12 protein-coding genes are annotated in these 12,473 nt (G+C 74.1%); 6 read left to right on the top strand and 6 right to left on the bottom strand.

Annotated elements, in window-relative coordinates:
* Positions 1-127, bottom strand: a 127-nt coding sequence (locus AOK18_RS31880) for an SDR family NAD(P)-dependent oxidoreductase (RefSeq protein ID WP_157865085.1), incomplete at its 3' end; no start/stop codon positions are given.
* Between the two features lie 185 nt (positions 128-312).
* Here AOK18_RS31880 and AOK18_RS13115 point away from each other — a divergent pair.
* Entirely contained in the window at positions 313-948 is a 636-nt protein-coding gene (locus AOK18_RS13115) for a TetR/AcrR family transcriptional regulator (protein ID WP_055694458.1), read from the top strand.
* Positions 949-1,005: 57 nt separating this feature from the next.
* Here AOK18_RS13115 and AOK18_RS13110 read toward each other — a convergent pair whose 3' ends face one another.
* A complete protein-coding gene (locus AOK18_RS13110; protein WP_055571591.1) occupies positions 1,006-1,377 on the bottom strand; it encodes a winged helix-turn-helix transcriptional regulator in 372 nt (123 codons plus the stop codon).
* An 84-nt stretch (positions 1,378-1,461) separates the two neighbouring features.
* Between AOK18_RS13110 and AOK18_RS13105 the strand changes: the two genes are divergently transcribed.
* The gene (locus AOK18_RS13105) at positions 1,462-2,370 is read left to right on the top strand and encodes an NAD(P)-dependent oxidoreductase (protein ID WP_420865605.1); all 909 of its coding nucleotides are present in this window, start codon (positions 1,462-1,464) and stop codon (positions 2,368-2,370) included.
* Between the two features lie 104 nt (positions 2,371-2,474).
* Here AOK18_RS13105 and AOK18_RS13100 read toward each other — a convergent pair whose 3' ends face one another.
* Positions 2,475-3,458 (bottom strand): PstS family phosphate ABC transporter substrate-binding protein, encoded by a 984-nt coding sequence (locus AOK18_RS13100; protein ID WP_055694457.1) that lies wholly within the window; start codon positions 3,456-3,458, stop codon positions 2,475-2,477.
* Positions 3,459-3,747: 289 nt separating this feature from the next.
* Here AOK18_RS13100 and ligA point away from each other — a divergent pair, with 289 nt between their 5' ends.
* Together ligA and AOK18_RS13090 are read left to right on the top strand one after the other, a co-directional pair.
* Positions 3,748-5,850, top strand: a complete 2,103-nt coding sequence (ligA, locus tag AOK18_RS13095) for an NAD-dependent DNA ligase LigA (RefSeq protein WP_167738682.1) — start codon at positions 3,748-3,750, stop codon at positions 5,848-5,850.
* Between the two features lie 238 nt (positions 5,851-6,088).
* The gene (locus AOK18_RS13090; RefSeq protein ID WP_055694456.1) at positions 6,089-7,120 is read left to right on the top strand and encodes an SDR family oxidoreductase; all 1,032 of its coding nucleotides are present in this window, start codon (positions 6,089-6,091) and stop codon (positions 7,118-7,120) included.
* 218 nt (positions 7,121-7,338) lie between these two features.
* On the opposite strand, the gene AOK18_RS13085 is transcribed toward AOK18_RS13090, so the two are convergent.
* Both AOK18_RS13085 and AOK18_RS13080 read right to left on the bottom strand, forming a co-directional pair.
* Entirely contained in the window at positions 7,339-7,554 is a 216-nt protein-coding gene (locus tag AOK18_RS13085) for an EF-hand domain-containing protein (protein ID WP_055694455.1), read from the bottom strand.
* Positions 7,555-7,819: 265 nt separating this feature from the next.
* On the bottom strand, positions 7,820-8,689 hold the full coding sequence (locus AOK18_RS13080; protein ID WP_055694454.1) for a universal stress protein: 870 nt from the start codon (positions 8,687-8,689) through the stop codon (positions 7,820-7,822).
* A gap of 562 nt (positions 8,690-9,251) precedes the next feature.
* On the opposite strand from AOK18_RS13080, the gene AOK18_RS13075 reads away from it, so the two are divergent.
* A complete protein-coding gene (locus tag AOK18_RS13075) occupies positions 9,252-10,280 on the top strand; it encodes an alcohol dehydrogenase catalytic domain-containing protein (protein WP_055575046.1) in 1,029 nt (342 codons plus the stop codon).
* A 167-nt stretch (positions 10,281-10,447) separates the two neighbouring features.
* On the opposite strand, the gene AOK18_RS13070 is transcribed toward AOK18_RS13075, so the two are convergent.
* Positions 10,448-11,071, bottom strand: a complete 624-nt coding sequence (locus tag AOK18_RS13070) for a hypothetical protein (RefSeq protein ID WP_055694459.1) — start codon at positions 11,069-11,071, stop codon at positions 10,448-10,450.
* Positions 11,072-11,668: 597 nt separating this feature from the next.
* Here AOK18_RS13070 and dhaK point away from each other — a divergent pair.
* The coding region (dhaK, locus tag AOK18_RS13065) for a dihydroxyacetone kinase subunit DhaK (protein ID WP_055694453.1) at positions 11,669-12,473 on the top strand (805 nt) is incomplete at its 3' end.

Below are 12,473 nucleotides of genomic sequence, written 5' to 3'. Positions count from 1 at the left end.
GGTCGGCGACGACGACCTCGGCGCCCTCGGCGGCGAACCGCAGCGCGGCGGCACGGCCGATGCCGGAGGCCGCCCCGGTGACGACGACGCTCTTGCCGGACAGACCCGTACCGGAGGGGGCACCCATGAGAACTCCTCTGCTCGCCGCGTGGACGCGACGTGGGGACATGTCGATGTGCCGACGGACCGTCGGTGTTCGCCGGTGCCCCTCAGCGTACTGGTTGATGGCGCGCCGTGACACAAAGGCATGGTGTGCCGAACAGGCATCACACGACATAAAATAGGGTGTTCCCAGCGAGTGAGGGGGCGTGCATGACCGGACGGGCCGGTGGCGCCACGGGGCGGCCGCCGTTGACGGAGCGGAGACGCGCCGAGACGCGCCGGGAGATCGCCGAGGAGGCGGTGCGGCTGTTCGCCGCGCGGGGCGTGGCGGCGACCACCGCGGAGGACATCGCCTCCGCCGCGGGGATCTCCACCCGCACCCTGTGGCGCTACTTCCGTTCCAAGGAGGAGTGCGTCCGCCCGCTGCTCACCACGGGCCTGGAGGCCCTGGTCCGGGAGGTGCGGAACCGGAACGGAGCCGTCCCCCTCGCCGAGTCCGTCCTGCACGCCCACCACGGCGAGGGCGCGGAGCGGGATCCGCGGGCCCTGCGCGACCTGGTGCGGCTGTGCCGGGACGAACCGGGCCTGCGTGCCGTATGGCTGGAGGCGCACCATGACGCCGAGGCCGAGTTCGCCGCGATGATCGCCGACCACACCGGCCGCCCCGCCGACGGTCTCGCCGTCCGTGTGGAGGCGGGCGTGCTGAACACCGCGCTGCGCGTCGCGGTGGAGGACTGGGCCCTGCGGCCCGACCCGTCGGAGGGGCCGCCGCTGGGGGACACCGTCGCGGCCGCCCTGCGCCTGGTCGCCCGCGTCTCCGCGCCGCAGGCCCCTCGGCCCGCCTGACGTCCGTCCGCTCCCGGTCCTCACGTGCCGCCGTCGCCGCGGTGGCCGCCGGGCCGCTCAGCCGTGTGAGGACTCGGCGGCGTCGACCGTCTCGGAACCCTCGCGACGCATCCGCTCGACGCCCCAGACGCCGAGCGGCCCGAGCGCTTGGTTGAGCGTGCGCCCATGCTCGGTCAGGGAGTACTCCACCCGCGGCGGCACCTCCGCGTGGACCTCCCGGTGCACGAGCCCGTCCTCCTCCATCTCCCGCAGGTGCTGGGCGAGCATCTTCTCGCTCACTCCCGGCAGACCGCGGCGCAGTTCGGCGAAGCGGCGTACGCCATGGACGGCGAGCTCCCAGAGGATCTGCCCCTTCCACTTGCCGCTCACCACGTCGAGCGCGGCTTCGATGCCACAGATGTAAGGCCCGCGTCTCGACGCCCTGGTCATCACTGATCCCCCTTACGAAAAGGTAAGCACCGCAGTAAATAGTGGGTACTTCCGAGAATAGGGGCGCTCTTCGAGCATGAAGGGGTGAACGAACGACAGAACCACACCACCAGGCAGAACAGCGCTGTCACCATGATCGGGCTCGGCCCGATGGGACAGGCGATGACCCGCACCCTCCTTGCCGCCGGCCACCCGGTCACCGTCTGGAACCGCACCGCCGGCCGGGCCGACGGTGTCGTCGCCGACGGAGCGGCCCTCGCGGCGACACCCGGCGAGGCGGTCGAGGCGAGCGACCTCGTGCTCCTCAGCCTCACCGACTACCGGGCCATGTACGACGTCCTCGGCGGCGCCACCGCGTCGCTCGCCGGACGGACGCTGGTCAACCTGAGTTCCGACACGCCCGACCGCACCCGCGAGGCGGCGGCCTGGGCAGCGGACCACGGCGCCGCCTTCCTCAGCGGGGGCGTCATGGTCCCCTCCCCGATGGTCGGCACGGAGGCGGCCCGCGTCTACTACAGCGGCCGCGGCGAGGTGCTGGAGCACCACCTGGCGGCGTTGAGGCCGCTCGGCACGCCGGAGCACCTGGGTGAGGACCCGGGGCTCGCCCAGCTGATGTACCAGGCCCAGCTCGCGGTGTTCCTCACCACCCTGTCCGGACTGATGCACGCCACCGCGATGCTGGGCACCGCGGGGACGAGGGCCGGGGAGGCACTGCCGGTGCTGCTCTCCTTCACCGACACGATCGGCGGCATGCTGAGGGCCGGCGAGGACAGCCCCGGCACCGCGCTGGACGCCGGGGAGCATCCCGGCGATCTCAGCACGGTCACCATGATGGGCGCGACGGCCGACCACATCGTGGAGACCAGCACGTCACTCGGTCTCGACCTCGCGCTGCCGCTGGCCGTGCGGTCCCATTACGGGCGCGCGCTCGAGAACGGGCACGGCGGCGACGGCTGGACCCGCGTCATCGACAGCATCCGCACGCCACGCTGACCGGTCGCGGTTCCCGCGCACGCGCCCCGCCCCCGCTCCGCGACCGGGGTGTGGGCGGGGGTGCGCCGGGCCGTCGCACGCGGGGCGGAGAGCGCCGCTCGCGCTCAGGACTCCCGCTCCGCCCTGAGGGCGTCGAGGTTCTTGCGCAGCTCGGCGTCCTGCTCCGCGCCGAGCGGCACGAAGTTGGCCTTCTCGGCGATGCGCCGGTTGTTCTCGACGTAGTACTCGATGAACGCCGCGACCTCCGGCTTCTCCAGTGAGGACGCCTTCGGGTAGATGAACAGCGGTCGTGCCAGCGGCTTGTAGCTGCCGTTCTGGACGTTGTGCACGGTCGGGGCGACGCAGCCGTCGCCGCCGTCGATCGCCAGGGCCTTCAGCTCGTCCTTGTTCTCCTCGTAGTAGGAGTGGCCGAAGTAGCCCATGCCGCCCGCGGATCCCGAGACACCCCGCACGATGAGGTCGTCGTCCTCGTTCACCTTGTAGTCGGCGCGCGAGGCGCCCTCCTCACCGTTGACGGCTTCGGTGAAGTGGTCGAAGGTGCCCGATTCCGTTCCGGGGCCGAACAGTTCCAGTTCCCGGTCGGGGAACGCCGCGTCGACCTGGTTCCAGTTGTCGATCGTCGAACCGGGCTGCCAGATCATCCTCAGCTGGTCCAGCGTCAGGCACTCGGCGAAGTCGTTGTCCTTGCTCACCACAACGGACAGGCCGTCGGCTGCGACCTGGAGTTCCCGGTACTCGACCCCCTTCAGCCTGCAGGCCGACGCCTCGACGTCCTCGATCGCACGCGAGGCGTTGGAGACGTCGGTCTCGCCGTGGCAGAACTTGTCGAAACCTCCCCCGGTCCCGGACGTGCCGACGGTGATCTCCACGCCGGGGTTCTCCGCCCGGAAGAGCTCGGCCGCCGCCGTGGACAGCGGAGCCACCGTGCTGGAACCGTCCACCCGGACGGTGCCCGACGGCTTCTCCCCCTCGCCGCCGCTGCCGTCCGGCGCCGCCCCGGCACTGCCGCACGCGCTCACGGCCAGCAGCACGGCCGCCGTCAGAACCGCGGGGGTCCTGGCCCCGCGCGACGAGGTGGGGATGTTCACGTGTCTCTCGCTCCTGATGACCGCCGGGGGACCCGGTATGCCGATGGGGAGCGCCGTGCGCTCCGTCGGGACACCTGGATCGAATCCCGCCCGTACGAACCGGGGGCGTACGAACGGCCACCGGAACATGAACCGTGGGCGTCCCCGCCCACGGGGCCCACGGGCAGGTGTCCGGCGGGTGAGGACGGGGACGACGGCCCGGCGGCACGGTGCCGACGGCGGGCCGGTGCGGGCCGGCGCGGACCGGCGGCCGGGGCCGTTGTCAGTGGCGGGCGACATGATGCCGCCCATGACCACCCCCGCAGCAGTGATCGTGGATGCCGCCGCCTACGCGCAAGCGGTCGAGAACGCCGTGAGCGCGGCGGCCGCCTACTACGAGGGCGGCACCTCGCCGTGGGACGACGACACCTACGACCGGCTGGTCCGCGGGATCGCCGCCTGGGAGACGGCGCACCCGGACGAGGTGCTGCCCGGCTCCCCCACCGGCAAGGTCGCCGGCGGTGCGGTGGAGGGCGACATACCGCACACGGTGCCGATGCTCAGCCTCGACAACGTCTTCTCGGCCGAGGAGTTCACGGCGTGGACGGCGTCCCTGGCGCGGCGTGTCGGCCGTGAGGTCACCCGTTTCAGTGTGGGCCCGAAACTGGACGGACTGGCGATCGCCGCCCGCTACAGCCGCGGTCGTCTCACCCGGCTGATCACCCGTGGGGACGGGATCGCCGGGGAGGACGTCTCGCACGCGATCGGCGCCCTCGTGGGGCTGCCCGAGCAGCTGGCCGAGCCGGTCACCGTGGAGGTGCGCGGTGAAGTCCTGATGACCACCGCCCAGTTCGAGTACGCGAACGAGGCCCGCACGGGCCACGGCGGTCAGCCGTTCGCCAACCCGCGCAACGCGGCGGCGGGCACCCTGCGGGCGAAGGAGCGGCTCTACACCGTGCCGATGACGTTCTTCGGCTACGGACTGCTGCCGCTGCCCGGCACCGACGGCCCCCTCGCCGAGCGGCTGGCGGACCTCCCCCACAGCGAGCTGATGGCCCTGGCCGCCGGCCTCGGCGTGCACACCAGCGCCGCGACCGCGGTCCCGGAATCCGTCGCCGGGTCACCGGAGCAGGTCCTGTCCCGGGTGGAGGAGATCGCCGCGGCGCGGGCCGGGTTGCCGTTCGGCATCGACGGGATCGTCGTCAAGGCCGACCTCGCCGCGGACCAGCGGGACTCGGGCTCCGGTTCCCGCGCGCCCCGGTGGGCGGTCGCGTACAAGCTGCCGGCCGCGGAGAAGATCACCCGGCTGCTGGAGGTGGAGTGGAACGTCGGGCGGACGGGCATCATCGCCCCGCGCGGCGTCCTCGAACCCGTGGTCGTCGACGGTTCCACGATCACCTACGCCACCCTGCACAACCCGGCCGACATCACCCGGCGCGACCTGCGGATCGGCGACCACGTCACGGTCCGTCGCGCCGGTGACGTCATTCCCCGCGTCGAGGCCCCCGTCGCCCATCTGCGCACCGGTGAGGAGCGGCCCGTCGTCTTCCCCGAGCAGTGCCCGCGCTGCGGGTCGGACATCGACACCGGCGGGGAGCGCTGGCGGTGCGCGCAGGGACGCAACTGCCACCTGGTCGCCTCGCTCTCCTACGCCGCGGGGCGCGACCAGCTCGACATCGAGGGTCTGGGGGCCACCCGTGTCGTCCAGCTCGTCGACGCGGGTCTCGTCGCCGATCTGGCCGACGTGTTCGCCCTCCGGCGCGACCAGCTGCTCGGACTGGAGCGGATGGGCGAGACCAGCACCGACAACCTGCTCGCCGCGATCGCCGCGGCCAGGGAACGGCCGCTGTCGCGGGTGCTGTGCGCGCTCGGCGTCCGCGGCACCGGCCGGTCCATGTCCCGGCGCATCGCCCGGTACTTCGCCACCATGGACGGCATCCGCTCCGCCGACGCCGAGACGATGCGGCGGGTGGACGGCATAGGGCCGGAGAAGGCGTCCTCGATCGTCGCCGAACTCGCCGAACTCGCCCCGCTCATCGACAAGCTCGTCGCGGCGGGCGTCACCATGACGGAACCCGGCGCCACTCCGCCTCCGGCCGTCGGCGCCGCCGCCGGGGCCGCGGCCGACGGCCGGGACCCGGCCGGGACGCCCGGGGCGGGCCGCCCGCTGGCCGGCATGACGGTGGTGGTCACCGGTGCGATGACCGGACCCCTGGAGAAGCTCTCCCGCAACGAGATGAACGAACTCATCGAACGGGCCGGTGGCCGCTCCTCCTCCAGCGTTTCCCGGAGGACCACCCTCGTCGTCGCCGGAGAGGGCGCCGGCTCCAAGCGGGCCAAGGCCGAACAGCTCGGCGTCCGCCTCGCCCCTCCGGACGAGTTCGCCACGCTGGTCGCGTCCCTCCTGGGGTGAGCGCCGCGACGACCGGGGAAGGCGGGGTGCCCGCCCGGTGACGCCCGCCCGGACTCCGGGCGGCGCGGTACGGCCCGGGCCGCCCGGAGTCCGGGCCCCCGCCGTCCCGGACCGGCGGCCCGCGGCGGTGGCCGACCAGGGGGGCGGGCCGTTTCCCGCGCCCCGGCCCGGCGGTGCGTGCCGGGCCGGCGGCCGGGTACCCGGCGGGCGTCACCGGTGTCGTCGAGAGGGGTTTGCGATGGCCGGCACAACGGGCAGCAGGGTGGTGGTCACGGGTGCGACCGGCAATGTGGGAACGAGTCTGGTGCGCCTGCTCTCCGAGGACCCGGAGGTCGAGTGGGTGCGGGGCGTGGCCCGACGGGCGCCCGACTGGACCCCGCCGAAGACCGAGTGGCACACCGTCGACCTGGCGTCCGAGCGGACCGACCCGACGGAGGTGTGCCGGGGGGCGACCGCCGTGGTGCACCTGGCCTGGGCGTTCCAGCCGACGCACGATCCGGCGAGCACCTGGCGCACCAATGTGCTCGGCAGCATGAGGGTGTTCGAGGCGGCTGCGGCGGCGGGGGTGCCGACGCTCGTGCACGCCTCCTCCGTGGGGGCCTACTCCCCCGGCCCCAAGGACCGGGCCGTCGACGAGTCCTGGCCGACGCACGGCTGGCCGGACGCGGCCTACTGCCGTGAGAAGGCGTACCTGGAACGGGTCCTGGACGTCTTCGTCCGCGACCACCCCGAGATGCGGGTGGTCCGTATGCGCCCCGCGTTCCTCTTCAAACGGGAGTCGGCGAGCGAACAGCGCCGCATCTTCGGCGGCCGCTTCCTCCCCGGTCCGGCGGCCCGTCCCGACCTGCTGCCCTTCCTCCCGGACGTGCCGGGCCTGAGGATGCAGGCCCTGCACACGGACGACGCCGCTCACGCCTACCGGCTGGCCGTGCACTCGGCCGAGGCCCGGGGCGCCTTCAACCTCGCCGCCGACCCCGTGGTCGACAGCGACCTCCTCGCCGGGATGCTCGGCCTGCGCACGGTGCGGCTGCCGCGCACGGCGGCCCGGTCCGCCGTCGCCGCCGCCTGGGGACTCCGTCTCCTTCCCGCCTCTCCCCACCTCTTCGACGCGGTCCTGCGGCTGCCCCTGATGGACTCCTCCCGCGCCCGCACGGAACTGGGCTGGCAGCCGGAGCGCACCGCGACGGAGGTGCTGCGGGAGTTCCTGGACGGGTTGCGGCACGGCGCGGGCGCCGACACCGCGCCCCTGCGGGGACGCAAGGTCGGCTGAGGGCGGCACGCGACCGGTCCGCTCCCGCGGCGAACGCCCGGGGCGGGGCCCGGGGGGCCGCAGTCACCCCGCGGCAGCACCCGCACCGGCCGAAGGCGCCCGCCGGTACGCGGGGCGGCCCGGACGGGCCCGGCCCACCAGGGGCCGGACCGCCAGAGGCCGGACCGCCAGAGGCCGGACCGCCAGAGGCCGGACCGCCAGAGGCCGGGCCACCGGTGTCAGCGGTTCATGGCCGCCCAGAACTCCTCGAAGGACATCCGGCCGTCGCCGTCGGCGTCCAGCGAGTCGATCAGTCCCCGGGCCTCCGACTCGGTGATCCCGGACCCCTCCAGCTCCGCCACGGCCTTCCGGTACTCGTCCGCGGTGACCAGGCCGTCCCCGTCCAGGTCGTAGCGCTCGAAGACCTTCCGCGCCGCCGTCTCCACGATGTCCACCCTGTGCTCCGTCTTTCCGTGATCTTCACCGACGGGGCCACACTATCCGCCCGGCCGGAAGCGGACGGGGGCGTGCCGGGGGTCCGGCGCCCCGGCGTCGTCGAGGGGAGACCGGACCCGGGGCCGCCGGCCCGGCCGCCCGTCACCGAGGGGGCGGGACGTCCTCGTGAAACGGTGGGTACCGGTGGCCGGCGGGGTGCCGGTCCTGCGGCACGGCGCGGGTCCTCCCGTCCGGTCCCGGCCCGCCGTCCCGTCCGCCACCGACTCAGCCGTGCCGGGACTCGGGCACGGTGATCACCGGGCACTCGGCCCGGTGCAGGAGGCCGTGCACCACCGAACCCAGCCTCATGCCGGAGTAGCCCCCGCGTCCGTGCCTGCCGACGACGACCACCAGGGCGTCGGTCGAGGCACGGGCCAGTTCCTCCACCGGGTGGCCCCGCAGGACCTCCTGGGTGATCCTCACATCCGGGTACTGCGCTCCCCGGCCCGCCACGGTCTCGGCCAGGGCCCGCCGCCGCTCGTCGAGTCCCGCCGCCTCGTCCCCGAAGGACACGAAGGGCCGCCGCCACACCCACACGGCGTGCAGGGCGGCGCCGTGCAGCGCCGCCTCCTCCACGGCGAAGGCCAGGGCGGCTCCCGAGGACGCGCTGCCGTCGACCCCCACGACGAGACGGGGGTGCCGTCGTCCCGCGCGCTCCGGGCCCCCGACCACGACGACCGGACAGTCCGCCCCGGCACTCACCGGAACGGCCACCGAGCCCGCGCCCAGGAGTTCTTCCGGCCTGCTGAGCCGACGGGAGCCGACGACGACCATCCGGGCCCGCGCCGCCCTCCGGCAGAGCACCACCGTCGGCGTGCCGTCGAGCAGTTCCGTGGCCAGGGGCACTTCCGCGTACAGGGCCCGCACCGTGGCGACCGCGTCGGTGAGCGCGCTCTCGCCCCGCATCCGGAGCATGCTGCGATTCCAGGGCGCGTCGACGTGCTGCCCGCCGGGCAGGGGCGGCACCGCCACCACGAGCCGGAGCGACGACCGTCTGCGCACGGCCTCGTCGGCCGCCCAGGCGAGCGCCGGACCGGCCCGCTCGTGCGGGTCGATCCCGACGATCACCTCGTTGCGTACGGCGGTGTTCTCCATGGCTCCTCCTGCCGCCTCGCGCCGTCGTGGGGAACGGACCGCCACGCGTAACGGGTCGCCACACGTGGGGAACGGACCGCCGTGCGGGAGCCGGGCACCGCCGCGGGTGTCCCCGGCCGTGCCCCGTTCGGTGACGCCCGGAGGGGACGCTCCGTTCACGCCGTCGCCGCGGCCGCACGGGGGCCGGGACCGGCGCGTCCCGGCCCGGGGGCGAAGGCCCCGCACGCGGCGGCCCGTCCCGCCCCATTCTTTCCCCGGACGGTTGCGCCCGCCGCCCGGCGGCGGCGGGCCGGTCCCTGTCCCGGCCGCGCCGTCCGCGGACGGTCCGCCGCTTCCGTCCGTGGCGTCGTGCCCGCTCCGCACCGCCGCGGAGCACACTTCGGCCGCGGAGGGCGACGGGGGGCTCCGTTTCCCGCCGCGGGCCGGTGGCGACCGGTCGGATCACCCGGGCGGCGCCGTTCCCTCCGGCCGTTCCGCGAGGTCGGGCGGTCGCGGTTGCCGCGGTTCCCTCCGAGGGCGAATGTGGTGGAAGGGCGACCGAAGCGGCCAGGGAGTGGTGACCATGCGAGCACTCGTCTACCACGGCCCCGGAAGGATCGCCTGGGACAAGGTCATGGATCCGGTGATCGAGGACCCGACCGACGCGCTCGTGCGCGTCGACGCCACCACCGTCTGCGGCACCGATCTGCACATCCTGCGCGGAGAGCTCCCCGAGGTGAAGCCCGGAACGGTCCTCGGTCACGAGGCCGTGGGCGAGGTGGTCGCCGTCGGGCACGAGGTCCACTCCGTCGGCCCGGGTGATCAGGTGATCGTGTCGTCCGTCTCGGCCTGCGGCCACTGCCCGTCCTGCCGGGACAACGCGTTCGGACAATGCCACGGCGGGGGCGGGTGGCTCCTCGGGGGTCTGATCAACGGCACCCAGGCCGAGTTCGTACGGGTCCCCTTCGCCGACTGCTCCACCCGGCGGACGCCCGGCACCCTGGCACTCGACGACGCCGTCCTGTTCTCCGAAGTCCTCCCCACCGCCTACGAGGTCGGTGTGCGCAACGGGCACGTGAGCCCCGGGGACACCGTCGTCGTCGTGGGCGCCGGTCCGATCGGGCTCGCCGCGATCATGACCGCGCGGATCTACTCGCCGCGCAGGATCATCGCGGTGGACCTGTCCTCCTCCCGGCTGGAAGCCGCCCGCCGGCTGGGGGCGGACGCCGCGGAGTCGCCCGGACGGCTGATGGCCGACCTCGCGGACGGGCCCGGCGCCGACGTGGTCATCGAGGCCGCCGGAGATCCGGAGAGTTTCGTGCTGTGCACCCGGGCCGTCCGCTCGGGCGGCCACATCGCCAACATCGGCATGCACGGCCGGCCGGCCACCCTGCATCTCGAGGCGCTGTGGCGCAAGAACGTGACGATCAGCACCGGGCAGGTCGACACCTCCTCCACGCCCTGGCTTCTCGATCTGGTGACGTCCGGACGCCTGCACATCACCCCGCTCGTCACCCACACCTTCGGTCTCGGACGGACGGAGGACGCCTACGAGGTCTTCTCCCACGGCACCGACACCGGCGCCCTCAAGGTCGTGCTGCACCGCGAGTAGAGCCGTCCCCGGCCGGGGCGGCCAAGGCGCCCCGGGACGGGACCGCGGCTCCGCCGAACCCTCCGGCCGCCGTGGCGGAGCCTCACCGCACGGGGCGGCGGGGGCGCGGACGAGGGGCGCCCCGCCCGCGGTGAGCGGGGGCGCCCCGGTCCGGCGGCTCCGCGGCGTCACAGCAGCCAGCGGTTGCGGTCGACGACGGGCAGCCGGGCCCAGGCCCTGCCCAGGCCCCAGGTGGCGCCGGCGCCCGCGGCGGCGAGGGCGACCAGGACGACGGCGTAGATCAGGTGGTAGTCGACGAACGGATTCGTCGACATGCTCGGTGAGCCGTCCGACAGGTGCCGGGCCGGCGGCCATTCCGCGGCCCACATCAGCGCCATCATGACGCTGCCGGCGGCCGCGGCGAGCCACAGGCCGATGCCCGCGAGCAGGGCGATCGCGATGCCGAGCAGGCCGAGCATGAACAGCCAGTCGGCCCACGCGGCCCCGGCCCAGTCGTGGAAGACGGACTCCATCGGTCCGACGGCGACGGCGCCGAGGAATCCCCGGGTCGGCGATCCGCCCTCGATCCACCCTTTGCCGGAGGGGGTCGCGTAGCCGAAGCCGAACGTCTTGTCCAGGAACGCCCACAGGAAGACGAAGCCCGTCAGCAGACGCAGTCCGGCGAACACGTACCCGCGGGTCCCGGCCGGCGCCGCGGTCACCGCCCCGGCGGGCACGGACGCCGTCCCGTCAGCGTGCGGGGACGCCGGTCGCGCTGCCCGGCGCCGGTGGGGGTGGTCGTGAACTGCCATGGTGATCATCCCTTCCAGGGGGTGACACAGGACGCGGACGACTCTCCTCGCCTCTTTCACCGTCCCACCCCCCCGGCGCCCGCCGCACGGACCGCAAGGCCCCGACAGCGGGCCGAACGTCCCTGGGAACAAGCTCTGTTGGCAGGTGGGCGCCGTCCGCCACCGCGACCGGCTCCGCCCCCCGGGTGCCCGGGGGCACGGGGGCACGGGGCATGACCGGAGCCGGCCCGGGCCCCGCCGGGGCCCGCCGGCACGCGACCGGTGCCCGCGGGACCGGGACCCTGGCCCGGAGGAGGAGGACGGTTCGGCACCGCCCCGATGGCGGACACCGCTCCCGGGCTCCGGCCGCCTCCCGCGTGACCTTCCCGGTCCCAAGGTCAATACTTCCTTGTAACGCTTCCGTGGACACACAATCGACCCGCAGCCGACACACCGCGGCCGCCCGACGCCACGTCACCAGGTCGCCGCCGGACCCGCCGGACCACCGGAACCCGCCGGCGACCGCCCCGCACCACCGGGACGGGGAAACACCCCGACCCTTTCCGACCGGCAGCAGCACAGGTCGGAAACCCACCTGCCGAGCCCCAGGAGGAACCCGTGAAGATGCTGATCAATGTGCCGGAGACCGTGGTCGCCGATGCGCTGCGGGGGATGGCGTCGGCGCATCCCGAGCTTGCGGTGGACGTGGAGAACCGGGTGATCGTCCGGCGGGACGCTCCCGTGGCCGGGAAGGTGGGTCTGGTCTCCGGCGGGGGTTCCGGGCACGAGCCGCTGCACGGCGGGTTCGTGGGGCCCGGGATGCTCTCGGCGGCCTGTCCCGGGGAGGTGTTCACCTCTCCCGTGCCCGACCAGATGGTGCGGGCGGCGGCCGCCGTGGACAGCGGGGCCGGAGTGCTGTTCGTCGTGAAGAACTACACCGGTGACGTGCTCAACTTCGACATGGCCGCCGAGCTGGCCGAGGACGAGGGCATCCAGGTCGCGAAGGTGCTGGTCGACGACGACGTCGCGGTGACCGACAGTCTCTACACCGCGGGCCGGCGCGGCACCGGTGCGACGCTGTTCGTGGAGAAGATCGCGGGCGCGGCGGCCGAGGAGGGACAGCCGCTGGAGCGGGTGGAGGCCCTCGCCCGGCAGGTCAACGAGAACTCCCGCAGTTTCGGTGTGGCCCTGACCGCCGTCACCACGCCCGCCAAGGGCAGCCCGACCTTCGACCTGCCGGCGGGAGAGCTGGAGCTGGGCATCGGCATCCATGGCGAGCCGGGCCGGGAGCGGCGGCCGATGATGACCTCGGGCGAGATCGCCGGGGCCGCGGTCGACGCGATCCTCGCCGACATCACCCCGCGCAATCCGGTCCTGGTCCTGGTCAACGGCATGGGCGCGACCCCGCTGCTGGAGCTGTACG

The organism is Streptomyces prasinopilosus (assembly GCF_001419695.1).
Lineage (GTDB): Bacteria > Actinomycetota > Actinomycetes > Streptomycetales > Streptomycetaceae > Streptomyces > Streptomyces prasinopilosus.
The sequence above is the reverse complement of the archived record's forward strand: the minus strand, read 5'-3'. Positions and strand labels throughout refer to the sequence as shown.